The sequence below is a fragment of the Bradyrhizobium sp. SZCCHNR1053 genome (assembly GCF_032381235.1).
In the GTDB taxonomy this organism is placed as follows: domain Bacteria; phylum Pseudomonadota; class Alphaproteobacteria; order Rhizobiales; family Xanthobacteraceae; genus Bradyrhizobium.
The window spans coordinates 79,692-105,713 of the sequence record NZ_JAUHJM010000016.1 but is presented as its reverse complement, the minus strand read 5'-3'; the positions used below and the strand labels follow the sequence as shown (position 1 = coordinate 105,713).

General features: G+C 65.4%; 25 protein-coding genes, 1 pseudogene and 1 riboswitch. Of the genes and pseudogenes, 8 read left to right on the top strand and 18 right to left on the bottom strand.

Annotation, left to right across the window (positions count from 1 at the left end; genetic code table 11):
* Positions 1–132: 132 nt before the first annotated feature.
* Together argF and QX051_RS27480 are read right to left on the bottom strand one after the other, a co-directional pair.
* Positions 133–1,059, bottom strand: a complete 927-nt coding sequence (gene argF / locus QX051_RS27485; RefSeq protein ID WP_315740625.1) for an ornithine carbamoyltransferase — start codon at positions 1,057–1,059, stop codon at positions 133–135.
* Positions 1,060–1,067: 8 nt separating this feature from the next.
* Positions 1,068–2,279 carry an aspartate aminotransferase family protein gene (locus QX051_RS27480; RefSeq protein ID WP_315740512.1) on the bottom strand — a complete coding sequence of 404 codons (1,212 nt, stop codon included), beginning with the start codon at positions 2,277–2,279 and terminating at the stop codon, positions 1,068–1,070.
* 477 nt (positions 2,280–2,756) lie between these two features.
* Between QX051_RS27480 and QX051_RS27475 the strand changes: the two genes are divergently transcribed.
* Entirely contained in the window at positions 2,757–3,272 is a 516-nt protein-coding gene (locus QX051_RS27475; protein WP_315740513.1) for a GcrA family cell cycle regulator, read from the top strand.
* A gap of 121 nt (positions 3,273–3,393) precedes the next feature.
* On the opposite strand, the gene QX051_RS27470 is transcribed toward QX051_RS27475, so the two are convergent.
* The 4 genes from QX051_RS27470 to QX051_RS27455 form a co-directional block, all read right to left on the bottom strand.
* Complete coding sequence (locus QX051_RS27470) at positions 3,394–4,701, bottom strand: ATP-binding protein (protein WP_315740514.1); 1,308 nt, start codon at positions 4,699–4,701, stop codon at positions 3,394–3,396.
* 28 nt (positions 4,702–4,729) lie between these two features.
* The gene (locus QX051_RS27465; protein WP_315778277.1) at positions 4,730–5,785 is read right to left on the bottom strand and encodes a lysylphosphatidylglycerol synthase domain-containing protein; all 1,056 of its coding nucleotides are present in this window, start codon (positions 5,783–5,785) and stop codon (positions 4,730–4,732) included.
* A 505-nt stretch (positions 5,786–6,290) separates the two neighbouring features.
* Positions 6,291–6,596 carry a hypothetical protein gene (locus QX051_RS27460; protein ID WP_315740516.1) on the bottom strand — a complete coding sequence of 102 codons (306 nt, stop codon included), beginning with the start codon at positions 6,594–6,596 and terminating at the stop codon, positions 6,291–6,293.
* Positions 6,597–6,600: 4 nt separating this feature from the next.
* Positions 6,601–7,995: an OmpA family protein gene (locus QX051_RS27455; protein ID WP_315778276.1), complete on the bottom strand. Its 1,395-nt coding sequence runs from the start codon at positions 7,993–7,995 to the stop codon at positions 6,601–6,603.
* 164 nt (positions 7,996–8,159) lie between these two features.
* Between QX051_RS27455 and QX051_RS27450 the strand changes: the two genes are divergently transcribed.
* The gene (locus tag QX051_RS27450; protein WP_315778275.1) at positions 8,160–9,218 is read left to right on the top strand and encodes a polysaccharide deacetylase family protein; all 1,059 of its coding nucleotides are present in this window, start codon (positions 8,160–8,162) and stop codon (positions 9,216–9,218) included.
* A gap of 115 nt (positions 9,219–9,333) precedes the next feature.
* Positions 9,334–10,143 carry an SDR family oxidoreductase gene (locus QX051_RS27445; protein WP_315778274.1) on the top strand — a complete coding sequence of 270 codons (810 nt, stop codon included), beginning with the start codon at positions 9,334–9,336 and terminating at the stop codon, positions 10,141–10,143.
* Positions 10,144–10,236: 93 nt separating this feature from the next.
* On the opposite strand, the gene boxB is transcribed toward QX051_RS27445, so the two are convergent.
* The 4 genes from boxB to QX051_RS27425 form a co-directional block, all read right to left on the bottom strand.
* Entirely contained in the window at positions 10,237–11,688 is a 1,452-nt protein-coding gene (gene boxB, locus QX051_RS27440) for a benzoyl-CoA 2,3-epoxidase subunit BoxB (protein ID WP_315778273.1), read from the bottom strand.
* Positions 11,689–11,798: 110 nt separating this feature from the next.
* Positions 11,799–13,487, bottom strand: coding sequence for a 2,3-epoxybenzoyl-CoA dihydrolase (gene boxC, locus QX051_RS27435; protein ID WP_315778272.1), 1,689 nt, complete (start codon positions 13,485–13,487; stop codon positions 11,799–11,801).
* Between the two features lie 95 nt (positions 13,488–13,582).
* A complete protein-coding gene (locus QX051_RS27430) occupies positions 13,583–14,386 on the bottom strand; it encodes an alpha/beta hydrolase (protein WP_315778271.1) in 804 nt (267 codons plus the stop codon).
* Positions 14,387–14,725: 339 nt separating this feature from the next.
* A complete protein-coding gene (locus QX051_RS27425; RefSeq protein WP_315778270.1) occupies positions 14,726–16,261 on the bottom strand; it encodes a benzoate-CoA ligase family protein in 1,536 nt (511 codons plus the stop codon).
* Between the two features lie 109 nt (positions 16,262–16,370).
* Between QX051_RS27425 and QX051_RS27420 the strand changes: the two genes are divergently transcribed.
* Complete coding sequence (locus QX051_RS27420; RefSeq protein ID WP_315778269.1) at positions 16,371–17,291, top strand: helix-turn-helix transcriptional regulator; 921 nt, start codon at positions 16,371–16,373, stop codon at positions 17,289–17,291.
* 7 nt (positions 17,292–17,298) lie between these two features.
* On the opposite strand, the gene QX051_RS27415 is transcribed toward QX051_RS27420, so the two are convergent.
* Together QX051_RS27415 and QX051_RS27410 are read right to left on the bottom strand one after the other, a co-directional pair.
* Positions 17,299–18,621 (bottom strand): lipase family protein, encoded by a 1,323-nt coding sequence (locus QX051_RS27415; RefSeq protein ID WP_315778268.1) that lies wholly within the window; start codon positions 18,619–18,621, stop codon positions 17,299–17,301.
* Between the two features lie 103 nt (positions 18,622–18,724).
* Positions 18,725–19,330, bottom strand: a complete 606-nt coding sequence (locus tag QX051_RS27410) for a hypothetical protein (RefSeq protein WP_315778283.1) — start codon at positions 19,328–19,330, stop codon at positions 18,725–18,727.
* 62 nt (positions 19,331–19,392) lie between these two features.
* Between QX051_RS27410 and QX051_RS27405 the strand changes: the two are divergent.
* The 3 genes and pseudogenes from QX051_RS27405 to QX051_RS27395 all read left to right on the top strand — a co-directional run.
* Positions 19,393–19,686: pseudogene (locus tag QX051_RS27405) on the top strand (shikimate kinase); the annotation flags it as partial.
* 132 nt (positions 19,687–19,818) lie between these two features.
* Positions 19,819–20,172, top strand: a complete 354-nt coding sequence (locus tag QX051_RS27400; RefSeq protein ID WP_315740525.1) for a PilZ domain-containing protein — start codon at positions 19,819–19,821, stop codon at positions 20,170–20,172.
* Positions 20,173–20,176: 4 nt separating this feature from the next.
* Entirely contained in the window at positions 20,177–20,431 is a 255-nt protein-coding gene (locus tag QX051_RS27395; protein ID WP_315778267.1) for a hypothetical protein, read from the top strand.
* A gap of 12 nt (positions 20,432–20,443) precedes the next feature.
* Here the strand turns inward: QX051_RS27395 and QX051_RS27390 are convergent, their stop codons facing one another.
* From QX051_RS27390 to QX051_RS27370, 5 genes are all read right to left on the bottom strand, one after another.
* Complete coding sequence (locus tag QX051_RS27390; protein WP_315740626.1) at positions 20,444–20,812, bottom strand: hypothetical protein; 369 nt, start codon at positions 20,810–20,812, stop codon at positions 20,444–20,446.
* A gap of 134 nt (positions 20,813–20,946) precedes the next feature.
* Positions 20,947–22,152 (bottom strand): agmatinase family protein, encoded by a 1,206-nt coding sequence (locus QX051_RS27385; RefSeq protein ID WP_315778266.1) that lies wholly within the window; start codon positions 22,150–22,152, stop codon positions 20,947–20,949.
* Between the two features lie 40 nt (positions 22,153–22,192).
* Positions 22,193–22,966, bottom strand: coding sequence for an ABC transporter ATP-binding protein (locus tag QX051_RS27380; protein ID WP_315778265.1), 774 nt, complete (start codon positions 22,964–22,966; stop codon positions 22,193–22,195).
* A complete protein-coding gene (locus QX051_RS27375) occupies positions 22,966–23,787 on the bottom strand; it encodes an ABC transporter permease (RefSeq protein WP_315740529.1) in 822 nt (273 codons plus the stop codon). Before QX051_RS27375 ends, QX051_RS27380 begins: the two co-directional genes overlap by 1 nt.
* 151 nt (positions 23,788–23,938) lie before the next feature.
* Complete coding sequence (locus tag QX051_RS27370; protein WP_315778264.1) at positions 23,939–25,009, bottom strand: putative urea ABC transporter substrate-binding protein; 1,071 nt, start codon at positions 25,007–25,009, stop codon at positions 23,939–23,941.
* Positions 25,010–25,083: 74 nt separating this feature from the next.
* Positions 25,084–25,185: riboswitch (guanidine-I (ykkC/yxkD leader) on the bottom strand.
* A gap of 221 nt (positions 25,186–25,406) precedes the next feature.
* Between QX051_RS27370 and QX051_RS27365 the strand changes: the two genes are divergently transcribed.
* The gene (locus QX051_RS27365) at positions 25,407–25,742 is read left to right on the top strand and encodes a hypothetical protein (RefSeq protein ID WP_315778263.1); all 336 of its coding nucleotides are present in this window, start codon (positions 25,407–25,409) and stop codon (positions 25,740–25,742) included.
* Between the two features lie 3 nt (positions 25,743–25,745).
* Here the strand turns inward: QX051_RS27365 and QX051_RS27360 are convergent, their stop codons facing one another.
* Positions 25,746–25,898, bottom strand: coding sequence for a transporter (locus QX051_RS27360; RefSeq protein ID WP_315778262.1), 153 nt, complete (start codon positions 25,896–25,898; stop codon positions 25,746–25,748).
* Between the last annotated feature and the right edge of the window lie 124 nt (positions 25,899–26,022).

Genomic DNA, 26,022 nt, shown 5'->3' with positions numbered 1-26,022 from the left:
CTCTCCACCGAACCGGTCGAAAACTTTGAATCACATCCAGAAATCGCTTGGAATCGCTTTCGGGCATCCCGTAGCCCACAAGGGGAGAGGGTGCACCGAATACGTAGCTCAAACTTTCTCGTTATCAAGCCCCTAAGCTCGCTCGCCGAAGCACCAGGCCAGGATGCCCTTCTGCGCGTGCAGGCGGTTCTCGGCTTCATCGAAGACCACCGACTGCGGGCCGTCGATCACCTCGTCGGTGACCTCCTCGCCGCGATGCGCCGGCAGGCAGTGCATGAACAGCGCCTCGGGATTGGCGAGCGACATCAGCTTGGAGTTGACCTGATAGGGCTTGAGCAAATTGTGGCGATGCTCGCCGTCCTTGTCACCCATCGAGACCCAGGTGTCGGTGACGACGCAGTCGGCACCGGCGACAGCGACCTCCGGATCGTGGCCGAGATGGATGTCGGCCCGGGTGGCGCGGATGAAATCCTTCATCGGCTTGCCCGGCGACAACTGCGGCGGGGTCGCGACGTTGAGCCTGAACTTGAAGCGCTCGGCGGCATGGGCCCAGGAGGCCAGCACGTTGTTGTCGTCGCCGGTCCAGGCCACGGTGCGGCCCTCGATCGAGCCGCGATGCTCCTCGAAGGTCATCACGTCGGCCATCACCTGGCAGGGATGCGAGCGCCGGGTCAGACCGTTGATCACGGGCACGGTGGCGTGCGCGGCAAGCTCGAGCAGCGCCTCATGGCTGAGGATGCGGATCATGATGGCGTCGACATAGCGCGACAGCACGCGCGCGGTGTCGGCGATGGTCTCGCCGCGGCCGAGCTGCATCTCGGTGCCGGTCAGCATGATCGCCTCGCCGCCGAGCTGGCGCATGCCGACGTCGAACGACACCCGGGTTCGCGTCGACGGCTTGTCGAAGATCATCGCCAGCACCTTGCCCTCGAGCGGCTTCTTCGCCGGCTCGCGCGCCTTCAAGGTCTTCTTCATCGCGCTGGACAGCGCCAGCACGTTGCGCAACTCCTCCACCGGCATCTCGGTGAGATCGAGGAAATGACGCGGCGTGTTGCCCATGGTCTTGCTCATGATGCGGCCGCCTGCTTGGCAGGCCCGCCCGACAGCGCCGCGCAGGCGCGATCGAGCATCTCGACCGATTGTTCGATTTCGGATTCGTTGACGATCAGCGGCGGCAGAAAGCGTACGACGTTGTCGCCGGCCCCCACCGTGAGCAGCTTCTGATCGCGCAGCGCCGCGACCAGATCGCCCGACGGCACCACCGCCTTGACGCCGATCAGCAGGCCCTCGCCTCGGATCTCGGAGATGACATCGGGATGACGATCGAGAACGGCACCGAGCTTCTGCTTCAACAGCAGCGACATCTTGCGGACGTGATCGAAGAAGCCGGGCGCCAGCATCACGTCGAGCACGGCGTTGGCCGCGGCGACCGCCAGCGGATTGCCGCCGAAGGTCGAGCCATGCGAGCCCGGCGTCATGCCCGACGCGGCCTCGGCCGTGGCGAGCACGGCGCCGATCGGAAAGCCGCCGCCGAGCGCCTTCGCCAGCGACATCACGTCCGGCGTGACGCCGAGCCAGCGATGCGCGAACAGATCGCCGGTGCGGCCCATGCCGGTCTGGACCTCGTCGATGACCAGCAACAAACCGTTGTCGTCGCAGAGCTGGCGCAGCGCCTTGTAGAACGGCAGCGGCGCGGTGCGCACGCCGCCCTCGCCCTGCACCGGCTCGACCAGGATACCGGCGGTGTGCGGACCGATCGCCTTCTTCACTGCTTCGATGTCGCCGAACGGAACCTGATCGAAGCCGTCCATCGGCGGACCGAAGCCGTCGAGATATTTGGCCGAACCTGTCGCGGCGAGCGTGGCGAGCGTGCGGCCGTGGAACGCGCCTTCGAACGTAATGATACGATAGCGTTCGGGATGTCCCTTGGCGGCGTGATATTTGCGCGTGATCTTGATCGCGCCTTCCATCGCCTCCGCGCCCGAATTGGCGAAGAATACGTAGTCGGCAAAGCTCTGCTCGCACAGCCGCGCGGCAAGGCGCTCGCCATCCGGGCTCTTGAACAGGTTCGACATGTGCCAGAGCTTGGCCGCCTGCTCCTGCAGCGCCTTGACCAGATGCGGATGCGCATGGCCGAGCGAATTGACTGCGACGCCCGAGGTAAAATCGAGATAACGGTCGCCATTGGTCGCGATCAGCCACGCGCCTTCGCCGCGCTCGAACGAAAGATCGACCCGGGCGAATACGGGGAGGAGATGCGTAGCGGCAACACTGGTCATGGCGGATCACATGAGCTGACGGGCCGGCCGAGACACGCGCCACGCGGCGCCATCGCGCATCAGGGACCCCACCCTGGAAAACAAAATGTGCCGCCTTTTCAAGGCGGCACGTGTATCTATTGTATGCGGGCAGCGGTGGGAGTCAACTACGCGTCAGCTGATGCATGGGGGGCCGGCCCGTGAGATTCCGGACGCCTGACACAGATCGAGACGTGCCACAGGGAACCACGGAATGTGTGGACTGCGGCCGCCGACTCTTGCGCGGGAGTCACGCCATATTGTAGCGTTTTCAACGTCGAGTACGACATCTCGTGCGGCAGTTCTGATCCCTCTCGAAGTTCTCTGAGTTTGCGTAACGTCCGGGTGCCTTGCGCGCGCCCGGCGAGGGACAAGGGATTCTGCCGCCAGGGATTTTCTTGAGACAGCATCGCAGCGCCGTCCCGGAATTGGCCGGCGCAACGCGAAGGGAAAGGTTCGATGACCGTATTGACCTGGTCCGACGATCGCGTCGAGCAACTGAAAAAACTCTGGGAAGCCGGACTGTCGGCCAGCCAGATCGCCGCGGAACTCGGAAACGTGACGCGCAACGCCGTGATCGGCAAGGTGCACCGGCTGGGCCTGTCCGGCCGCGCCAAGAGCCCGGCCACCGCGGCACCGCGCCAGCGCAAGGCGGCCCGCCCGGCACAGCCGATGATGCGGGTGGCGCGCCCGGTGGCGCGCGGCAACACGGCGCTCGCACAGGTTTTCGAGGTTGAGGCGGATCCCGATCCGGTTGCATTCGACAACGTCGTGCCGATGAACCAGCGGCTGTCGCTGCTGGAGCTCAACGAGGCGACCTGCCACTGGCCGGTCGGCGATCCCTCGAGCGCGGATTTCTTCTTCTGCGGCGGCAAGGCGCTGTCCGGCCTGCCCTATTGCGCGCAGCATTCGCGCGTCGCCTATCAGCCCGCAGCCGACCGCCGCCGCCAGCCGGCGAAGTCGACCACGCGCTGAGCGGCCGGCGACCACGGCGGGCGATGAGGTGCTCCGCATCGCCTCGCGATGTCCGGCCTCTGTTCACAACGATCGATGACGTGCGCCCGGCCTGCGCCGGGCCGCAAGATGCGCCCGCCCGTCAGGCGCGTGCTGCGGGCCTGGACTGCGGAAAGCAGGCCGTGAAAGCGGCGCCGTTGCGCGGCACGCTCTCGATCAGAAGCCGGCCGCGATGGCGGTTGAGGATGTGCTTCACCAGAGAGAGGCCGAGCCCGGTGCCGCCCTGCGCGCGGCTGTCGCCGACATCGACGCGATAGAAGCGCTCGGTCAGCCGCGGCAGATGCTCGGGCGCGATGCCGGGGCCGAAATCGCGCACCTTGACCCGGATCTCCGGCGCGTTCTCGGCGGAGACGGCCTGCTCCAGCGAGACGATCACGCGGCCGCCCGAGGCGCCGTATTTCAGCGCGTTCTCGATCAGGTTCTCGAACACGCGCAGCAGCTCCTCGCGGTCGCCGGCGATCGTCACCGGCGCCTCCGGCAGGCTGGTCTCGATCACCACCTGGCGCTCGCGCGCCAGCGACTCCAGCCCGTCGGTGACCTGGCGGATGATGGGGACGACGTCGACCATGGCGTGGGGCTGGACATGCGCCGACAGCTCGACCCGCGACAGCGACAGGAGATCGTCGATCAGCCGCGCCATGCGCGTCGCCTGGATGTGCATGATGCCGAGGAAGCGCTCGCGCGCCTTCGGATCGTCCTTGGCCGGCCCCTGCAGCGTGTCGATGAAGCCCGAGAGCGCCGCCAGCGGTGTGCGCAGCTCGTGGCTGGCATTGGCGACGAAATCGGCGCGCATCTCCTCGACCCGGCGTAGCGGGGTCAGATCGTGGAACGTCATCAGCATGCATTTGTCGGTGCCGCCGAACGCCGTCGGCACCGGCACCGGCGTGATGATCAGCTCCATCCAGCGATCGACCGGAACGTGATCGTGATAGGTGGCGCGGCGGATCTCGGTGGTGGCGATCGCCTCGCGCAGCGCGGTGATGATCTCCGGCGTGCGCAGCGCGAATTGGGCCAGTTCGCCCTTGCGCAAGGCAGGCGCGAGCTGCGCGGCGGCGGCGTTGAGGTGGATGACGCGGCCGGCGCGATCGAGCAGCACGGCGGGATCGGGGATGCCTTCGACCACCGCGCTCACGGCCGGCGCCTCGACCGGGTTGGCGTGGCGCTCCTCCTCCCGCTTGGCGACCGCGCCATGCAGCCGCCACGGCACCAGGGCTGCGGCGGCGATACACAGGAATACCGCCAGGGCCCGCAGCGGCAGCAGCTCGTCCAGCAGCACGAGCCCGGCAAGCGCGAGCGCCGCAGCCAGCAGAATGATCGCAGAATGGCGCAGCCGGTCCGGCCAGGGGGTGAAGATCGAAAGCGCCGTGTCGGAGGGAGCGTCGAGAGCCATCTCGTCCTACTGTTCCCTTGAGCTGGCGTCAGGCACCGGAATCGCTGCGCTTCCTCACAAAAGCGGCTTCGGGCGGGGGGGCCGGATCGAGGCTGAGCGCGGCCTGCCGCAGCCGTTTCGACCGCGTGCTGATGATAACCTCGCGAAACGTCAGCAAGATTACAGAAATGAGGAACGGCGCCAAATAATACAGCATCCGGAACAAGAGCATTCCGGCCAGCAGCTCCTCGCGGTCCATCTGCCACAGCCCGACCAGCATCGCGGCGTCGAACACGCCGAGCCCGCCGGGGGAATGGCTGGCGAAGCCGAGCAAGGTCGCCGAGACGAAGATCACGGCCACGACGACGAAGCCGAGATTGGGCTCGTCCGGCACCAGCACATACATCGCGAGCGCGCAGAAGCCGAGGTCGATGATGCCGATCGCGATCTGCAGCAGGGTCAGCGGGCCGCTCGGCAACACCACGGTCCACGGCCCGCGGCCGACCACGCGCGGCTTGGTCCATACCCAGGCGACATACCCCAACAGACCGACCAGGATCGCGATCGCCGCCATGCGGTTGGCCCAGGGCGGCAGCTGGTCGATCGAGGCCGCCGCCTCCGGATGATAGCTGATGCCGAGCCCGAGCACGGCGGCATTGCCGAGCCAGAACGTCAGGCCGGCGAGGAAGCAGATCTTGGCGACGTCGATGGCGTTCAGCCCATGGGCCGAATAGACGCGGTAGCGCACGGCACCGCCGGTGAAGACGCTGGCGCCGACATTGTGGCCGATCGAATAGCTGGTGAAGGCGGCCAGCGCATTGACGCGGTAGGGCACGTGGTCGTGGCCGATCGCGCGCACCGCGAACAGGTCGTAGAAGGTCAGCGTGAAATAGCCGGCGGCGACGAACAGCGCGGCGAGCGCGATCTGATGCGGCTCCGTGCTCTTGATCGCCTCGAGCACCTCGTAGGTGTCGATGCCGCGCAGCATGTGGTAGAGGACGTAGCAGGCGACCGCGATCACAGCGATGCTGATCAGCACGCCGAGCTTGTGCAGGACTTGCTTCTCGCGCAGGAACGTGGCCGCTCTGCGTATGGCTTCAAGCATCTACACCTCTCACCGTGATCCGATCACGACGGCCGGGGACGCCGCGCCCCGGAGGCCGCAGCGTCATGTGCGCATACAACGCCCTCGTAGCGCGTTTCGACGCATTGGGGAACACGGAGCGTGCGAACAAAAGCGTACACATGGATATACTTAGCAGGCTTTACGGAAATGCGATGCACCGTTTTGCCGCACATGAGGCAAGACATCAGGCAAAGACATCAGGCAAGCCATCATGCAGGACGGAGCGTCGGCGCACGCTCCCGGCCAGCCTGCAAAGCCCAGGTTAAACTTCGGTGAGGAACGCGCATCTCCGGGCTTTCCGGGGGGCCCCAGGGCTGGGCGGGTCGTCATCGTTCAACGATAAGCGCCGGCTGCGCGTTTGACAGGGTCGCACCTCGTCAAACCTTCGTGTCTCGCAGTTGCGATGACCCGGGCACGCGGACGGCGGCGCGCGCCGCCGCAGTCTTGGCAGGTGGCGTCGGACGCAGACCGGCGGGCGGCCGCTTCAGGCCGCCGATTTCGTCCGCATGCTGCGGATCACCACCAGCGCCCGCAGCCACGTGCCGATGGCGCAGCCGACGAGGTAGGGCACGAACATGATCAGCAGCAGCTCGAGCCAGTAGCCGGCCCGTCCGGGGATCAGGCAGGCCACGGCCGCCGCGACCAGGCCGGCGGCCAGCACCGCCAGCAGCCAGGTCAGCCAGCCCGACACGCGCGGGGCGCGATGCACCACGGCGACCCAGCCCATCGCCAGCCCGATGGCGAAGGCGCCGGCCAGCCAGCCCCAGTGAAAGGCAACGAGATAGGCCATGACGTTACCTCACCACGAATTCGATGCGGCGGTTCTGTGCCCGGCCGTCGGCGGTGTCGTTGGAGACGACCGGCTGGGTGCTGCCATAGCCGATCGGGGTGAAGCGGTCGGCCGGCAATCCGGCCTTGACCAGATAATCGACCACGGCCTGGGCGCGCTTCTGCGACAGCACCTGATTGGCCGCGGGGTCGCCATCGGCATCGGTGTGGCCGATGATCTCGACATTGGCGGAGGGGCAGCGGAACGCGATCTCGACGAGGCGGTCGAGCAGACCGGTGGAATCCCTGTCGAGGTCGCTGCGGCTGGTCTCGAATCGGATCTTCGCCTTGCCGAGCAGGTCGGAGAATAGCTGTTGGCACACCGTGGGATCGACCGGGGCGGCTGCCGGCTTCACCGTGATGTCGGCCTTCACCTGCCAGCCCTGTGGGACATCCTTGGCGAGCCCGGTCCGGATCTGGGCGGCGGCGGCGTCATAGAGCGCGTCGCCGGAGATCTTGATGTCGCGGTCGGACACCACCAGCGTGCCGGTCGACAGCCGGGACAAGGCGCCCAGCGCCGGCACCACCGCATTCACGAAGTTGGTGGGCGCACCGATGCTGTTCTTGAGATTGTCCACGACCTTCTCGCTGAAGAATTTTCGCGATGAAGAGCCGACGACGACGGCGTGGATGTTCTCGTCGGGAACGTTGCCGGCGAGCGTCACGGTGACCGCGACCGGGTCCTTGTAGGCCTGGAAGATGTAGGGCGGCGCCTTGACGTCGTTGCTGGCGACCTTGAAGCCGTCCGGCAGCTTGCCGAGCGCAGCTGCGATCGCCTCGCGGCCGCCGAGCTCGCGTGCCATGCCGGACAATGCGACCTCGCCATCGGAGATCGTGAACTTGCCGTCCTTCAGCCTGCCGATCTGGCCGATCAGCAGCAGCGCCGCATCCTCGAAGCGCGTTGGCGCGCCGCGCGCCAGGCCCATCTGGTCAGCGACCTCCACGCCCGGCAGCGCCGCCCGCGTCGCGTCCATCAGCCTGCCCTTCAAGGCGGGCAACGGCGCATTGCCGCCCAGCGTCACCCGGACGACGTCGCGTTCGGCCGACCAGACGAAGGGCTTGGCCTCGGCGACCAGCCGCGTCTCGTCGTTGACGAGCCGCACGCCGGCCACGCCGTCCACCGCAGCGACCGCATCGCGGCGTCCAGCCTCGGAAAAAGCATTGGCGCGCAGCGAGACATCGCGGCCATCCACCGTGACGCTTGTCCTGTCGAGCACGGCCCCCTTCAGGACGGCCGAACTGCGGCCGGCGAGATCATTCTCCAGGGGAACGGTGCTGGTCCAGGCCGCGAGGCCCCAAAGCACGATCAGCGGGAGGACGCCAGGCCACCATTTCCCGCTCCACCTGAAAAGTCCACGCATTCGTCATCCGTCGCATCGAGGAAGCAGAGAGAAAACAAACCCTTGCATGCCTGTCAAACCGGAAATGAGGCGCGCCGCACGGTACGTTGCGACCGCAGGCTAAGGCTTTCTTCAATCATTCGTCGGTAACCTTGTCCCGACACTCACCGGGCCGCATATTTCAGATGAGGCGATTTCGCAAAACCTTTATCCGTGCCGGCCTGGAAGCGCTGTATCTGAGCGGCGCGCATGTCTGGCTGCGCCCGATCTTCTCGGGCGTGGGAGCGATCTATACGCTGCATCATGTGCGGCCGCACCACGACGCCGATTTCCAGCCCAATCGTCACCTCGAGGTCACGCCGGATTTCCTGCGCGAAATGTTGTCGCACCTGCGCGACCACGACATCGAGATCATCACCCTCGACGAGTTGCACAGCCGGCTGGTGGCGAAGGACTTCTCGCGCCGCTTCGCCTGCTTCACCTTCGACGACGGCTATCGCGACAACCGCGACTTCGCGCTGCCTGTCATGCGCGAGTTCGATGCGCCGTTCACCATCTATGTGACGAGCGATTTCGCATCGGGACTGGGCCGGCTCTGGTGGGTGACGCTGGAGCGGCTGGTCGCGAAGGCGCAAACGATCGACATCGAGATCGGCGGGCTGTCGCTGCAGCTCGATGCATCGACGCCGGCAGCCAAATGCGTGACGTTCCAGCGCCTGCACGATTGGCTGCGCGCACTGCCGGGCGAGCACGACGTCCGGCGTGAGATCAGCGCGCTGTGCGCGCGCTACGACGTCGACGAGGCCTCGATCTGCCGTGAGCTCTGCCTGTCCTGGGACGAGCTCCGGGCGCTTTCGACTGAGCCATTGATCTCGATCGGCGCACATTCGATCAGTCACTGCAATCTCGCCAAGCAGACCGAGGAGACGGCGCGCATCGAGATCGCCGACAGCCGTGCTCGGATCGAGAACGAGTTGCAGCGGCCGGTGCTACACATGGCCTATCCCTACGGCGACTGCGCCGCCGCCTCCCAGCGCGAGTTCGTGCTGGCGGCCGCGAGCGGCTACAAGACCGCCGTCACCACCCGCCCCGGCATGATCTTCGCCGGGAGCGCCGATCATCTCACGGCCCTGTCGCGTGTCTCGCTGAACGGCCACTACCAGGACGCCCGCGTGCTGCCGGTGCTGACCTCGGGCGCGGCCACCGCGATGTGGAACGGCTTCCGCCGCATCGACGCGGCATAGCCCCGCCATAACGTTCCCCCGATTGAATTGCGGCGAATTCGTGCGACTGCGTCTCACTTGACGTGCTGGCGCGTCCCGCTCACAAGCACGCATGACATAAGAAAAGGGAGGCTTCATGCTCAGGAACTTGTTCTCACTCGAAGGACGCATCGCGCTCGTCACCGGCGGCTCGCGCGGCATCGGCAAGATGATCGCATCCGGCCTGCTCGCGCATGGCGCGGCGAGGGTCTACATCACCGCGCGCAAGGCCGGGCCCTGCGAGGCGACCGCCAAGGCACTGACGACGGAATATGGCGGCGAATGCGTCGCGCTGCCGATCGACATTTCGACGATGGCCGGCATCGAGACGCTCGCGAGCGAGATCAAGAAGCGCGAGCCCAAGCTCGACATCCTCGTCAACAATGCCGGCGCGGCGTGGGGCGCCGACTTCGACGAATTCCCGGAGAGCGGCTGGGACAAGGTGATGAACCTCAACCTCAAGACGCCGTTCTTCCTGACCAAGGCGCTCGCAGCTCCCTTGCGTGCGGCGGCCAGCGCCGAACGGCCGGCAAAGGTCATCAACATCGCCTCGATCGACGGCATCTTCGTCAACCCGCTCGAGACCTATTCCTATGCGGCGAGCAAGTCCGGCCTGATCCATCTGACGCGGCGCATGGCGGCCAAGCTGATCAAGGACCACATCGTGGTGACCGCGATCGCGCCGGGACCGTTCAAGTCCGACATGAACAAGGCAGCACGCGACAACGCCGACGAGGTCGCCTCGCGCGTGCCCGCCGGGCGCATCGGCACCGACGAGGACATGGCGGGCACAGCGATCTTCCTCGCCTCGCGCGCGGGCGACTACGTGGTGGGGAATACGATCGCGGTCGATGGCGGTATCGTCTACGCAAATCCGGGCATTCCGGGCGCGGGCTGGGATAGCTGAGAAGGGCGAATAGCGAATAGCGAATAGCGAATAGCGAATAGCGAATAGCGAATAGGCTACTTCCCCTATTCGCAACTCGCTATTCGCCTCTCATCAAGTCTCGATCTTCACGTACTCGAAGTCACCCGGCTTGTTGTCGATGCCGACCTTCGGGGGCGCGATCCACGACGCGTACTCGCCGATCTCGGTGACCGGCTTCATCAATGAGGAGATGTAGGCGCCGTCATCGGTCGAGGGCAGCCAGTCGCTCTTGCGCTTGGCCCAGGTCCCCTCGTCGATCAGGATGCCGTCGGGCGTCGCATGGACGTCCTTGAACTCGCCGATGGCGCGGTGGAAGGCGGTATGCGGCAGCTTGAGCTGGAAGTCGTAGCCCGCCGTGCTGATGATCTTGTTCCAGCGCAACAGGCCCTTGACGCAGTCCTGCGAGTAGTCGTCGCGCAGGCGCATGTTGAGCGCGGTCAGCGCCGGCTCGTCGACCCGCTTGATCTCGCCGTCGACCAGCTTGAGCACCGGATAGGTCGCGTTCTTGAGCTGGTGATCGTCCTGGATCTGGGTCTCGTGATAGCGGCCCTTGATGCCGGCATTGAAGGCGTTCGCAGCGTTGGTCGAGACCTCCGAGCCGAACAGGTCGAGCGACAGCGTGTAATGCAGGTTCAGCTTCTTCTGGATGGTCGGCAGGTCGATGACGCCGAGCGCGCGGACCTTGGCGATGTCGGTGGGATCATCGATCCCGGCGGCCCGCATCGCCTCGACCGTGCGCTGGATGACGCGGCCGACGCCGGTCTCGCCGACGAACATGTGGTGCGCCTCTTCGGTCAGCATGAAGCGGCAGGTGCGCGACAGCGGGTCGAAGCCGGACTGCGCGAGCGAGTGCAGCTGCATCTTGCCGTCGCGGTCGGTGAAGTAGGTGAACATGAAGAACGACAGCCAGTCCGGCGTCTTCTCGTTGAAGGCGCCGAGCATGCGTGGGGAATCCGCGTCGCCCGACCGGCGGCGCAGCAGCTCGTCGGCCTCCTCACGGCCGTCACGGCCGAAATATTTCTGCAGCAGATAGACCATCGCCCAGAGGTGGCGACCCTCCTCGACGTTGACCTGGAACAGGTTGCGCATGTCGTAGAGCGACGGCGCGGTCTTGCCGAGATGGCGCTGCTGCTCGACCGAGGCCGGCTCGGTGTCGCCCTGGATCACGATCAGGCGGCGCATCAGCGCGCGGTATTCGCCGGGCACCTCCTGCCAGGCCGGCTCGCCATAATGCTCGCCGAACGGGATCTTGCGATCCTCTTCCTGCGGAGCAAGGAGAATGCCCCAGCGATAGTCCGGCATCTTGACGTAGTCGAACTTGGCCCAGCCGCGCGGATCGACCGAATAGGCCGTGCGCAGGTAGACGAGCGACTGCTGGAAGCCGTCGGGACCCATGTCGTTCCACCAGTCGACATAGCCGGGATGCCAGCCCTCCAGCGCCTTGAGGACCTGGCGGTCCTCGGCGAGATTCACGTTGTTCGGAATCTTGGTCGAGTAGTCGACGTTCATGATGTTCATGTTCATGGAGACCTCCCGGGGGCTTTGATCTGTTGGAGGCGAGTAGCGAATGGCGAGTAGCGAATAGGGGGTCCAGACATCCTTCCCTATTCGCTATTCGCCACTCCCTGCTCCCCTTACACTCGCGTCATATCGTAGCTCGGCCGCTCGCCGGTGCCGTAGCGCCGGAGCGCGCCCTCCTCGCCGACCGCGTTGGGGCGCTGGAAGATCCAGTTCTGCCAGGCGGTGAGGCGGGCGAAGATCTTCGATTCCATCGTCTCGGGGCCGGCGAAGCGCAGATTGGCTTCGAGACCCGTGAGGCTGTCCGGCGAGAAGCTGGCGCGCTCCTCGAGGAAGACGCGGATCTCGTCCTCCCAGTCGATGTCGTCGAGCGCGAAGGTGACGAGGCCGAGCTCCTCGGCCTCGTCGGCCTCGAGCGGCTTGCCAGTCTGCGCGCGGACACGCTCGAGATCGTTGGGATCAGCGAGGAAGCGCGACTCCAGCCGCGTCAGGCCGTGACTCATCGGATAGGGGCCGAAATTCATCGCCGACAATTCGATCGCCGGCGCCGGACGGTTGTCGCCCTGGATGGTGCCGATCAGCATGTAGGAGCGGTCGGAGGCGAACACGAGCTCGGCGAGTGTGCCGGCAAAGCAGGAGCCGGGCTCAACCAAGGTCACCAGCGTCCGCGACGTGACATCGATGCGCTTCAGAACGCGCTTCCAATAGTGACGGATCTCGTTGACCAGCCAATGCGCCTTGTTGGCCTCCAGGAAGGCGTCATGGGCCAGCACCTGGGCACGGTCGCCATGCGACTTGAACACCAGCATGGCGATGCCGAGCTCGTTGATGCGCAGATGCAGGATGGCATCATCCAGCTCGCGCGCAACCTGCAGCGGCCAGAACGATGCGCCCTGCGCGATCATGCCGTCGATGTCGGCGGGCGGCGCGGTTTCGGGGGCCGAGATCGTGATCGTAGCGATGCGGGCGGCGCGATCGATGTCGACGTTGACGAAGCCGTAGCGTACGCTTGACGCATCGATCACCCGCTTGAGCGGCGTGAGCGCAACGCCCTTGCCGCTGCCGTTGCGCTTGGAGGCGGCCGCGAACTCCTTGGCGCGCTCGGCCACCTTGGCATCGACCTTGGAGTTCGGCGCGATCTCATCGACCAGTCGCCACTGCACGGCGCGCTTGCCCTTGACGCCCTCTTCCGTCGTGCAGAACGCATCGGCGCGATCGCGGCGCACCTTGCGCTTGTCGACGACGCGCGTCAGGCCGCCGGTGCCCGGCAGCACGGCGAGCAGCGGAACCTCCGGCAGCGACACCGAGGACGATCCGTCATCGGCGAGGATGATGTGGTCGGTGGCGAGCGCGAGCTCATAGCCACCGCCGGCCGCTGTGCCGTTCACCACGGTAATGAAGCGCTGGCCGGAATTCTCGCTGGAATCCTCGAAGCCGTTGCGGGTCTCGTTGGTGAACTTGCAGAAGTTCACCTTGTGGGCATGGGTGGCGCCCGCGAGCATGCGGATGTTGGCGCCGGCGCAGAACACACGCGGCTTGGCCGAGCGCAGCACGACCACCTTCACCTCGGGGTGTTCGAAGCGCAGCCGCTGCACGGCGTCCGCCAGCTCGATGTCGACACCGAGATCATAGGAATTGAGCTTGAGCTGGTAGCCCTCGAACAGGCCGCCATTCTCGTCGACGTCCATGGCGAGCGTCGCCACCTCGCCGTCGATCGAGAGCTTCCAATGTTTGTAGCGAGAGGGATCGGTCTGAAAATCGATGAACGTCTTGCCTCCCGCGAGCACGCGGTCTTCCCCGGCCATGAGTCACCCTTCGTTGGAGTGCTTATCGTTGAGATGCACAATAATTCATGTTTTGACTGACGTCTACGACAAAAAGCCGAAACATGCACTTTGTTTCATGTTCGTGATGCCGGGGCCGGCAAGGTCGCGGCCGCGAACTCGGCAATGACCCGCAAGGTGGCGTCCAGAGACTCGCGATGCGGGGAATGGCCGGTCTTGGGAAGCATCGTCACCTCGACCGGGCAGTAGCACTCCTCCTGGATGATCTCGACCTGGCGGATGGTACCGTACTGGTCGTCGATGCCCTGGATCACCGCGACGGGGACGCGGATGTAGGCGAGGTCGCCGGTGACGTCCCAGGCCCGGAATGCCGGATCGAGCCAGGCGCCGTTCCAGCCGTAAAACGCGTTGTCGACGTCCTTGTGCCAGCGGCCGAGCTTGGTGCGCAGCTCCGTGGTTTCGTAAGTGGTCTTGATAGCGGCGATCGACGCGACCGAGACGTCCTCGACGATCACGTGCGGGGCGATCAGCACGACGCCGTCGAGGCGATGATCGGCGCGGCCGCCGGCGTAGATCGCCGCGATCGAGGCGCCGTCGGAATGGCCGACGAGGAGACCGCGCTGGAAGCCGATCGCATCAAGTAGCTTCGGCAGCACATCGCGGGCCTCGCGTTGCATGTAGTCGAGCGGCCGCGGCAGCATCACCGGGCTTGAGGCGCCGTAGCCGGCGCGCGAATAGGCGAACACGGAGGCGCCGGTCGCGGCTTGGAGCTTGTCGGGAAAATCGCCCCACAGGCCGACCGAGCCGAGGCCCTCATGCAGCAGCACGATGCATGGCGCGTCGGATGGCTGCGGACCGATTAAGCGATGTTCGAGTTGAGCGGTGTCGATGGTGAGGAAGCCTGATGCAGCTAGCGCCATCGCGACCGCTCCGTCTGCACGTGATGTAAAATGCTCCCGCAGCTCGCTCCCTCGTTCCCTCCCCCCTTGTGGGGGAGGGCTAGGGAGGGGGGTAAGCCACACGCACCGGCGCGCGTGGTACCCCCCTCTCCACCTCTCCCCCACAAGGGGGGAGAGAGCCGAGCGGAGTTCGCGGCGATGAGTTGCGTCACCATGCACATATCCCGGCCCCGACATTCCGGACGGCGCAGCGAAGCTGGGCCGATCGGGAATCTCGAGATTGTCTGTCGCTTGATCTCACCCACGTCGAGCTTCCGGATTCGCGACTGCGGCGCGCGCGGGAATGACAGCCAATGACAGCTAATGCGCCCCCTCGCGCAGCTTGAAGCGCTGGATCTTGCCGGTCGCGGTTTTCGGCAGGCTGTCCACCACCTCGATCCAGCGCGGATATTTCCACGGGCCGATCTTCTGCTTGACGTGATCCTTGAGCGCCTCGTGCAGGGTGGCGCGGTCGACGCTCGGGCGCAGCACGACATAGGCCTTGGGCTTCAACAGGCCTTCCGGATCGGCTTCCGGCACCACGGCCGCTTCGAGCACCGAGGGATGCGTGATCAGGGCGCTCTCGACCTCGAACGGCGACACCCAGATGCCGGAGACCTTGAACATGTCGTCGGAGCGGCCGCAGAAGGTGTAGCGCCCATCGGCGTCGCGGACATATTTGTCGCCGGTGCGCGTCCAATAGCCCTCGAAGGTCGAGCGGGTCTTGTGGCGCTGATTCCAGTAGCCCTCACCGGCGGACGGTGCATGCACCAGCATCTCGCCGACCTCGCCGTCCGGCACGTCCTGGCCGGCCTCGTTGACAAGACGAACCTGATAGCCCGGTACAGGGCGCCCCGATGAGCCGTATTTGATGTCCCCGGGCACGTTGGACAGGAAGATGTGCAGCAGCTCGGTCGAGCCGACGCCATCGAGAATGTCGACGCCGAACCGCGCCTTCCAGGCATTGCCGACCGATTCCGGCAGCGCCTCCCCGGCCGAGGTGCAGATGCGCAGAGCGCTGCCGGCCTTCTCATGGCGCAGCGACTCATCGTGCAGCATCGCGGCGAACAAGGTCGGCACGCCGTAGAAGATGGTCGGATTGTAGCGGTTGAGGAGCTTGAACATCAGCGCCGGCGTCGGGCGCTCGGAGTTGAGGATCGTGGTTGCGCCGACCGACAGCGGGAAGGTCAGCGCATTGCCGAGGCCATAGGCGAAGAACAGCTTTGCGGCTGACAGACAGACATCGCTCTCGCGGATGCCGAGCACTTGGCTGGCATAGGTCTCGGCCGTCGCGGCGAGATTGCCGTGCAGATGGCGCACGCCCTTGGGCATGCCGGTCGAACCGGATGAATACAGCCAGAACGCAGGCTCATCCTCGTGGGTCGCGACCGTGTCGAACTGATCGCTCTCGCGCGCGAGCTCCTCGGTGAGCAGCTTGTGGCCGAAGGCATTGGCGCCGCACACGACGACGCAATCGAGATCCGGCATCGGGCCGACAATGTCCTTCACGACCGGATACAGCGCCTCGGACACGAACAGCACGCGGGCGCGGCAGTCCGCGAGCACATAGGCGTATTGCTCCGAGGTCAGCAGCGTGTTGAGCGGCACCGGGACGACGCCCGCGCGCATCGCGCCGAGAAACACCGCGGGGAAATCCACCGTGTCGAGCATGATCATCGCCACGCGCTCCTCGCGGCGGACGCCAAGGCGGCGCAGCATGTTGGCGACGCGGCAGGTCTGCTGTTGCAGACCGCGATAGGTCAGCTCCGAGATCGTGTCCGTGTAGGCGAGCTTGTCGCCGCGTCCCGCCTCGACATTGCGGTCAAGCAACCACGATACCGCATTGTACGACTTCACGGCATTCTCCCCGGATTTTTGAATTATAATTCATACAAGGCCACCAACATCGCTTGCTGTCAATCCTCCTCGGCATTATGTTTCCTGGTCAAAAGAGTACCTCAGGGATATGACGCCACACAGCGATGCCCCGCGCGACGACGGCCAGTCCGCGGCCGAGACCGATTTCCTCGACCAGCTGGGCCAGCGGGTGCGGCGGATGCGCGGCCTCGCCGGCATGTCGCGCAAGGTGCTGGCCGAGGTCTCCGGGATTTCCGAGCGCTACATCGCCCAGCTCGAGAGCGGCAAAGGCAATGTCTCGATCGTGCTGCTGCGCCGGATCGCCAATGCGATCAACGCGCCGCTCGACGACATCATCCCCGGCGGCGAGCCATCGCCGGACTGGCCGGTCATTCGCGATCTCCTGAAGAAGGCGACCCCGAGCCAGATCGCGGAGGTCAAGGAGCTGCTTGCCGGCAGCGCATCGGCGCCATTGCGGCGTTCGTTCTCAGGCATTGCGCTGATCGGCCTGCGCGGCGCCGGCAAGTCGACGCTGGGCAAGATGCTGGCGGAGCGGATCGGCTGGAGCTTCGTCGAGCTGAACAAGGAGATCGAGCGGCAGAACGGGCTTTCGGTTGCCGAGATCATCGCGCTCTACGGCCAGGAAGGCTTTCGCCGGATGGAGCAGGCCGCCCTGGTGCAACTGCTCGCGCGCAAGGAGCCGATGGTGCTGGCGACCGGCGGCGGCATCGTCTCCGAGCCGGTCACCTTCGACCTGATCCTGACCTCGTTCTACACCATCTGGCTCAAGGCCGAGCCGGAGGAGCACATGGGGCGTGTGCGCAAACAAGGTGACCTGCGCCCGATGGCCGACGACCGCTCGGCGATGGCCGAGCTGCGCAACATCCTGGCGAGCCGCGAGCCGCTGTACGCAAGGGCCAATGCGGTGGTCGATACGGCGGGGCTGTCGGTCGAGGCAGCGGCCGCACGGCTGGGCGAAGCCGTGAAGCCGGTCATCGCCAATGAGGCGCGCATGTTCGCGCGGGGGTGACGGTCGTTTAGAGGTGAGCGACGCGCGACCTGCGAGCTTTCGACGATCCGAGCTTGAGCTTCTGATGCGAGCGCATCGACACCAGCCTCGCGGTCGAGCCGCCCAGCCGCGTCCGCCACGCCGGCGGCAGCGCATCTGGCGAGACAGCCACGGTCGTCCGCGCGCGAACAGGTGTCGAGGCGTAGCGCGTCGGCTGCTGGCCATCGGCCATCGACACCAGCATGTCGCCATCCTCACCAGGCGGCTGGTATTTCAACCTGCAGTCCGCGGGCGACGGCGGCACCTGATAGGTCTTCAGGCGGTCGCCGTCATAGGACAGCTCGACCGTCTTGACCGCGAGCGGACGAATGCCGTGAAGGTTCAGCAGTCCGGAGCCCGGGACCGCGTCGACCTTGACGGTCCTGACGAACGGGCCGCAGGTCGAACTCGCCGACGGATATTCCTGGACCGCCCAGCGCGGCCACGCCAGGACCTCGCCCTCCTGATAGATGCGATCGATCACGAGTTGCTGGGAGTTGGCGGTGCGGATCGTGTTGGCGAGCAGGTGCGCGCCGGTCACGGGCGAGGGATCGAACGCAAACACCTTCACGATCTTCGGGGCGTTCGGATCGTGCGCGAGCGCGACGAACTGCGCCAGGCCGCCGCCGAGCGAATGTCCCGTCGATACGATCTGCGGCTTCCTGCGCGCCACGCGGTAGCAGTCGAGGCCTTGGATCATGCCGAGAATGCCGTCGATGTTGCGGCGCAGTTGTTGATAGTAGTCATCATAGGGCGAATAGAAGCGGTTGGCGTTCGACAGCCAGTCGCCGGTGCTGAGGCCGACAGTGCCGCGAAACACGAGATTGACCTCACTGCACGCGGTGTGATCGACAGCCGGCGAACGCTTGCGGGCCCAGACCTGGAAGGCGGGCCCGCTGCCGAACTCCCATCCCCGGTTCTTGAAGGCTGCCTGACACGCGGCATCGGTGGGCACGATGCATGTCAACGGCTTGTCGCTGCCGAACTGATATTGCCATCCCTTCAGCGCGGCCTGGCCGAACGGGGCAGCCTTTGGCTCGAAGATGTTGCCGACCACGAAATTGACGTCGGCGCCAACTCCGTCATCGTCCTGCTTGAACCTGTAACGGTCGAGATCATCGATCGCGAGATAGGCCGCAGCGGCCTGGATGGCATAGGGCGCGTAGTAGCGCGCATATTTCACGAACGGTGAGGCCTTGATCCGCTGGACGTCTTCGTCAGACGCCTTCTGCGCATGGGCCGAGCAGGTGATCAGCAATCCGAGGAAGGTCGAAATGACAAGGCATACCGCCGAAACGAATTGTCTGCGCATTGCAGCATCTCACGATTGAAATCAATCAGGGGATGCATATGAACACGATCGCTCGCGAGCGGCAATACGTATCGACCGCCGCGGCTGGCGCTGCGAGAACGCCCTATCCTGACACCCGTTCACGGCGCTGCGGTGACGTGCGCCTGCCTGCCACGATCAGCGCGACGACGAACACGAGAAACGCCACCAAGGCCACCGGGGCCCCGATGAAGACGTTCCAGCCGATCCGCACGGCTTCATGCGCGGGATCGCCGACGTCTCCGCCGTAGATCCTGCACCAGGGTGGAATGCCGCCCTCATTGGGATGGCACTCGGCGTTCACCAGTGGCGAGATCGACAACATCGGCCCAAAATAGGGAAGGATCGCCAGCGGGAGGCTCGTTGCCAGCGCGAGCAGAATGCGGCTCCAACGCCGCCGCCATCCCTGGACGATCGCAAGGTAGCACAGGGCTAGCCACACCGCGGAGAGACCGAAAGAGAAGCCGATTGCAACCATGGAGCCGGCCTGGAGCGCGCCGCGGATCAGGGCGCTGGCCGCAAGCGGGCCAAGATGGCAAGGCGCGTTGGCGGCGGGCTCGCAGCCGCCCAGCCGCGCACCGAAAGAGACGAGCAGTATTGTAATTTCGGGGAGAAATGGAATCAGCACGAGCGCAAGGAGAGCGATTCTCCAGCGCCCGCCGCCACCGCTCCCCTCAGAGTTCGTCTCCATGGGCTCTGCTGTTAGCCAAATCGCGCCCTGGTTGCAATCTCTCCGTAGCGAGCCCTGGGCCCGAGCCGGTCACCTTCGACCTGATCCTGACCTCGTTCTACACCATCTGGCTCAAGGCCGAGCCGGAGGAGCACATGGGGCGTGTGCGCAAACAAGGTGACCTGCGCCCGATGGCCGACGACCGCTCGGCGATGGCCGAGCTGCGCAACATCCTGGCGAGCCGCGAGCCGCTGTACGCAAGGGCCAATGCGGTGGTCGATACGGCGGGGCTGTCGGTCGAGGCAGCCGCTGTGCGGCTGAGCGATGCCGTGCAGCCGGTGCTGACGGGCGACGCCCGGATGTTCGCGCGGGCGTGAGACGTCGTGCGACTTCGACCGCGCCGCAAGCGTCCGGTACGCATTAACCACCACCCACATTTCAATACCGGCGAGACTCGCCACACACCCTCCGATTGATTAATCAATCGTTAAGTCATTGGAGGACGTGGGATGCAAAATCGTCGTCGTGAGGCTCGCCAGCGCGTCTACTATGGCGGCGTGCTGACCTTCAATTCAGGCTGCTCGACGCTGGCCTGCGTCGTGCGCAATTTCAACCACCGCGGCGTCAAGGTCGAGCTCGAGGGCAGCGTGCTGCTGCCGGACCGCGTCGAGATCGGCATCGAACGGCGCGGATGGTCACGACCGGCGCAGATGGTGTGGCGCGACGGCGCGGGCGCCGGCCTCGCCTTCCATCACGACGATGGCGAGGTGATCGATCTCGAAACGGCGCGCGCCTTGCGCCTGCAGGAGCGCGCCAACAGGCAGCTCAAATCGCGCCTCGAGCAATTGCTCTCGGGGCACTGAGCAAATGTCCGAATCCTCGCAAGAGCACGACGACTGGCTGATCGCCCCCGATGCGCCGCCGCCGGTCGCGGCGCGCACCGCCGAGCGCCCGCGATCGCACTGGCTCCGGCGCGTCACGCTGCTGCTCGCCGCTCAATATGTCATCGTGCTGGTGAGCGGCGTCGCCGCGGCCTCGACCGTGCGCGCATTCGTGCTGCCGGAAGTCACCGGTCGCTTCGAGGCGCTTGCAGCGGCGCTCAAGCGAACGCCGCTGCCTTGAGTTCTGAGCTGGTCACTCGATCTCCCGCAGCTCCGCATAGGTCAGCGGCAACAGGCCGGTGCCGTCGAAATAGACAAAGCGCAGCCGGCGGCGGCGTGAGATGAAGTTCGACGGCAGCGGATCGTAGCGGAAGGTGCCGCCGCCGAGATGCGGCGTCAGGCTGCCGACATCGGTCAGCGCATCGATCTCCACCCGCAGCAGCTTGAGGCTGGCGCCGTCGCGCAGGATCTCGAACGGGACGCGCGCCAGCCGCAGGAAGCTGGTCGGATCGGGGGCGGCGATGAAACCGTCGACGAAGGCGGCCTCGACCTTGTCGAGGTCGGGCTCGACGATGGCGGCCGGCTTGGCGCCCTCGGGCTGGTGCGGCGTCTGCCACTGCACCGGTGTGCGCCCGTGCGGATGGTTGTGCCCGGGGCCGTGCGGCGGATGGTCATGATGATGGTCGTGATCATGCGGATGGCCATGATCATGGTGGTGATCGCCGTGGTGGTGGTGGTGATGTCGCATCGCAGGCCTCAATAGCTGACCGGCTTGTTGATGATGTGCTTGTGGCTGCCGAGCTTGCCATGGGCGACCATCGAGCCCAGCGCCTCGACGACGACGCGGACGCCGATCAGCGCGGTGATATCAGAGGTGTCGTAGGGCGGCGAGACTTCGACCACTTCGAGCCCGCACAGCCCCTCGGCGGCGACGAGGCCGAGCAGCTTGAGCGCCTCGCGCGGCAGGAAGCCGCCGGGCTCGGGCCAACCGGTGCCGGGCACGAAGCCGCAATCGATGGAGTCGACGTCGAACGAGATGTAGACCGCGTCGGCATCCTTCCAGGCCAGCTCGAGCGCGATCTCCGCCGTCTTCTCCAGGCCGATCTTCTCGATGTCCGCGATGGTGAGGACGTTGGTGTTGCGCTTGCGCGCGACCTCGACACCCTCGCGCGGCACCTGCCAGCCGCCGATGCCGAGCTGCACCAGGTTGGTCGGCGACACGTTCGGCAAATTGGTCGCCCAGTACCAGGGCGTGGTGTGCATGCGCTCGTCGAGATCCTTCTCCTGGATGTCGATGTGGCGGTCGAAATGAATGATGCCGATGCGCTTGTCGGTACACTCAGCGATGCCGCGCACGCAGGGGAAGCCGATCGAATGGTCGCCGCCGAGCATGATCGGCAGCGCTCCGGACGAGAACACATGCGCGACGCCGCGGCTGATCTGGTCGAAGCTCTTTTCGAGGTTGGCGGGAATGGTGAAGACGTCGCCGGCATCGCACAGGGTCATCTGCTCGCGCAGGTCGACCCCGAGCTCGTAGTTGTAGGGCGTGTAGAGCGCGGAGATGCGGCGGATGCCCTGCGGCCCGAAGCGGGTGCCGGGGCGATAGGTGGTGCCGGAATCGAAGGGAATGCCGATCACGGCGGCGTCGTATTTGGCGACGTCACGGACGTTCTCGACATAGGGCGCCTTCATGAAGGTGTTGATCCCGGCGAAATGCGGCAGCTCACCGCGCGCAAAGGTCGGGATCTCGCGATCGGTCAGGCTGTCGGCACCGGGCAGGCCCATGTCGAGCGCCCATTGCCGCTCCTTGCGCCAACCATTGCTCGGCAGCTTGCCCTCGGCCTCCAGCGCCTGCCAGCCTTGGGTGGCCATCTTGTCGAAGTCCGGATGGTGACGCCGCATGCTCCGGCGCTGCGGCTGCAATCCGGCGCGGCGCGACCGGCGCATGGATGGGAATGACATGAAGACTCTCCTTCGTTTCTTTCGACGTTTCTTGAACTGACTATTGCGCCGCCTGCACGCTGGCGCGGATGAAACCGAGCACGGGCACGGCGCTGTCGCGGGTGAGATCGAGGTCGTAGGTGATGCGCGCGCCGAACCGCTCCGGCGCCTGCGGATCCTTGCGCGGCCGGTCGAGTGCGATCAGCCGCGTGGCGAGGCCGAACGCCTCCTTGATGTCGTGGGTGACCATCACGATGGTCATGTTGTGCTCGCGCCACAGCGGCTTGATCAGCGAATGCATCTGGGCGCGGGTGCCGGGATCGAGCGCGCCGAAGGGCTCATCGAGCAGCAGCACGCGCGGCTGCTTCGCCAGTGCCTGCGCGATCGCCAGGCGCTGCTGCATGCCGCCGGACAACGCGCTTGGATATTTGTCGCGATGCTCGGCCAGGCCGACGGCCTCGATCAGCGCGAGGCTCTTCTCCATCGCCTCCTTGCGCGCCGACCCGAACAGCCGCGCCGTGAACGGGCTCGCCGCGAGCTCATAGCCGAGCAGCACGTTGCCGAACACGGTCAGATGCGGAAACACCGAGTAGCGCTGGAACACGATGCCGCGGTCCGGCCCCGGCTCGGCCGGGAAAGGCTGGCCGTCGAGCAGCACGGCGCCTTGCGTCGGCTTCTCCTGGCCGAGGATCAGACGCAGAAAGGTGCTCTTGCCCGCGCCGGAAGGACCGACGATCGACAGGAACGTACCGGAGGCGATCTCGAGATTGATGCGTTCGAGCACCACCTGGTTGCCGTATTCGACCCAGACATTCCGGAACGAGAGCGTGCTCATCAGCGCGCTCCGCCGTCATATGCCCAGGGGAACGCGCGCCGGCCGATCCACACCAAGGCCAGGTCGAACAGATAGGCGAGCAGCGTGATCCAGACGACATAGGGCAAGATCACGTCCATCGACAGATAGCGCCTGACCAGGAAGATGCGGTAGCCGAGCCCGACGTCGGAGGCGATGGCCTCCGCCGAGATCAGGAACAGGAACGCCGGGCCGATCATCAGCCGCAGGCACTTGATCAGGCGCGGCATGATCTGCGGCAGCACGACACGGATCGCGACCTGCCAGGTCGAGCCGCCGAGCGTTTGCGCCTTGATCAGCTGCTCGCGCGGCATGGCCTGCACCTCGAGTGAGAGATCGCGCACCAGCGTCGGCGTGACGCCGATGACGATCAGCACCACCTTGGACAATTCGCCGAGCCCGAACACGATGAACAGAACCGGCAGCACCGCCATCGGCGGGATCATCGACAGCACCGCGACCAGCGTGCCGAAGCCGGCGCCGGCCACCGGCAGCAATCCGATGGCGAGTCCGAGCACGAGCCCGATCACCGCCGCGATGCCGAGCCCGAGCGCGAGGCGCTGCAGGCTCGCCGCCGTGTCGGACCACAGCACGTAGTCGCCGGAGCGGCGATCAGGCTCGGTCGCGAGCCGCTTGGAGGTCGCGACCATCTCGGAGACCGGCGGCAGCAGCTTGTCGTCGGGATTGTCCGCGCGCCGCTGCGCCGATCCGACCACGTAGATCAGCGCGATCAGCAGGAACGGCAACAGGGCCAGCAACAGCCGGCTGCCCCGGTTCGGAACGACGTTCATGGCACGCGGCATCGACAGACTCCGTCATTCCTCATTGAAAGGAGGCGCGCCAGCGCCGTCTCGAACCATGAGGCCCCGATCCGGGCGTCATTCTTCGAGACGCTTGCGCCCGCGCAAGCTCCTCAGGATGAGGGGAGACACTGGTTGCCCGGCGGGAACACGATCAGAGCTTTCCTTCGGCCGCCATCTTCATGAAGGTCGGATCGAAGCGCAGCTTCACGTTGCTGGCCGAGCCCAGCGCCTTCGTTGGCGTGGAGATGCCGACCGCATCCTTCGACTTCACCTTCTCGCCAAGCAGATTGTGATCGAAGCAGAAGGTGCGCACGAGATCCATGATCTTCGGCAGCTCCGGTCCGGTCATGAAGGCGAGCGCGTCCTTCGGCTCATAGTACATGAACGTGGTCTTGAGCTGGGTCTCGAAACCGGCGAGATCGGTGCCCGACAGCTTGGCCATCGCCTCGCGCGCGGCCTTGCCCTTCTCGCTCTGGTCCTTCATCAGCGAGATGGTCTCGTACCAGATGCCGGTCAGCGCCTTGCCGAGTTCCGGATTGTCCTTGAGCGTCGCGCTGTTGACGACCAGGAGATCCTCGATTTCGCCGGGGATCTTGCTGGAGTCGAACACCAGCGTTGCACCCGGCTCGGCCTTCACCTCCAGGAGTTGCGGATTCCAGGTCACGACCGCGGTGGTGTCGGGCGACTTCGCAGCGGCGACGATGTCGGCGTCGGAGGTGTTGACGGTCTTGATGTTCTTCTCGGACAGCTTCACGGTCTCGAGGCCGCGCGCCAGCAGATAGTGCGACACCGAGAGCTCGACGAGGTTGACCTTCTGGCCCTTGATGTCGGCCAGCGTCTTGCCTTTCTTCAGCACGACGCCGTCATTGCCGTTGGAATAGTCGCCCATGATGATGGCCGACGTGTCGACGCCGCCGGCAGCGGGGATGGTCAGCGCATCCATGTTGGTGACGGTGACGCCGTCGAACTTGCCGGCGGTGTACTGGTTGATCGACTCGACGTAGTCGTTGATCTGGGTGACCTTGATCGAGATGCCGTATTTGTCGGCCCATTTCTTGACGATGCCGGACTCGGCCGCATAGGGCCACGGCATCCAGCCGACATAGATCGTCCAGGCGATATTGAATTCCTTCTTCTTCTCAGCTGACGCTGATGACAGCGATGCGGTCGCCAGCGTCGATGCAGCGAGCAGTGCAACAAACAGATTTCGCGCTTTTCCCATGTCCAGTCCCTCATCGGTTTTCTGACCGCGGACTGGCATGAAGAACCTCGTGCCTGCCAAGCGCGGCCACTGAGGTCTCCCGGGTTTTTATCCCGCCGTGCACCAGGGCTCTCCCCTGGCGGCTGCTCTCGGACCAGCATTCTCGATGGAGAACCGGAACCCTAGCTGCCAACTCTGAGCAGTGAGAGGAGCAATCCGCGTGCCAGCGAAAAATGCTTGCGATTCAACGGAACCGGCGGCACGCTATGCTCAAAAATTCGGCACTCAGAATTCTTCTTGGGCGAGGTGGCGCGTCAGCCGACGCCGGGCCATGCGACGACAGCATGAACCGTCCGGTGCACGGGGGCGACATCATCAGGCAGGCCCGTCAGTCGCGGTGGCTTGGAGTCTCGTTGATATGATCAGGTCTTCCGGGATCGCATTGGCAACCATTCTGGCTCTCAGCCTCGCCGCCGATGCAGCCCTCGCGCAGAGCGCGCCCGCTCCCGATACGCCGGCGCAACCTGCTCCCGCCGCGAGCCCCACGCCGACAGCCACTCCCGCACCAGCCGCCTCGGCCGAGAAACCCGGCGACGCCAAGCCGGCCAGCGAGGCGACCGCGCCGAAGAAGACGCGGACGAGGACCAGCACGCGCAAGGAAGTCGAGGACTCCCTGCGCAGCGGCACGGTGCCGTCGCGCTATCGCAGCCGGGTGCCGAAGGAGTACCAGAAGTACATCCCGTTCCATCGCTGAGGTCTAAAGTGGCGGCGTCATTTTCACGATGATTCCGACGATCAGCATGAAGGCGAGACACAGCCCCGTCTCAAGGTCGGAATGAACAGACCAGAAGCCGCGCAGGCCGGCCACGGCTTTCTGCGGTGATTCGATTCGGATACGAGGTGCACGCATTTGTTCAACCTCTGATAAAAGGAAAAACAAACTACTACCCTGGAAAAATAATCCCGTCCAAGCCGCGCCTCAATGCGAAAAATCGGCGCATGTCGGGGCAACTGTCAAAATCTACGCCCCAACG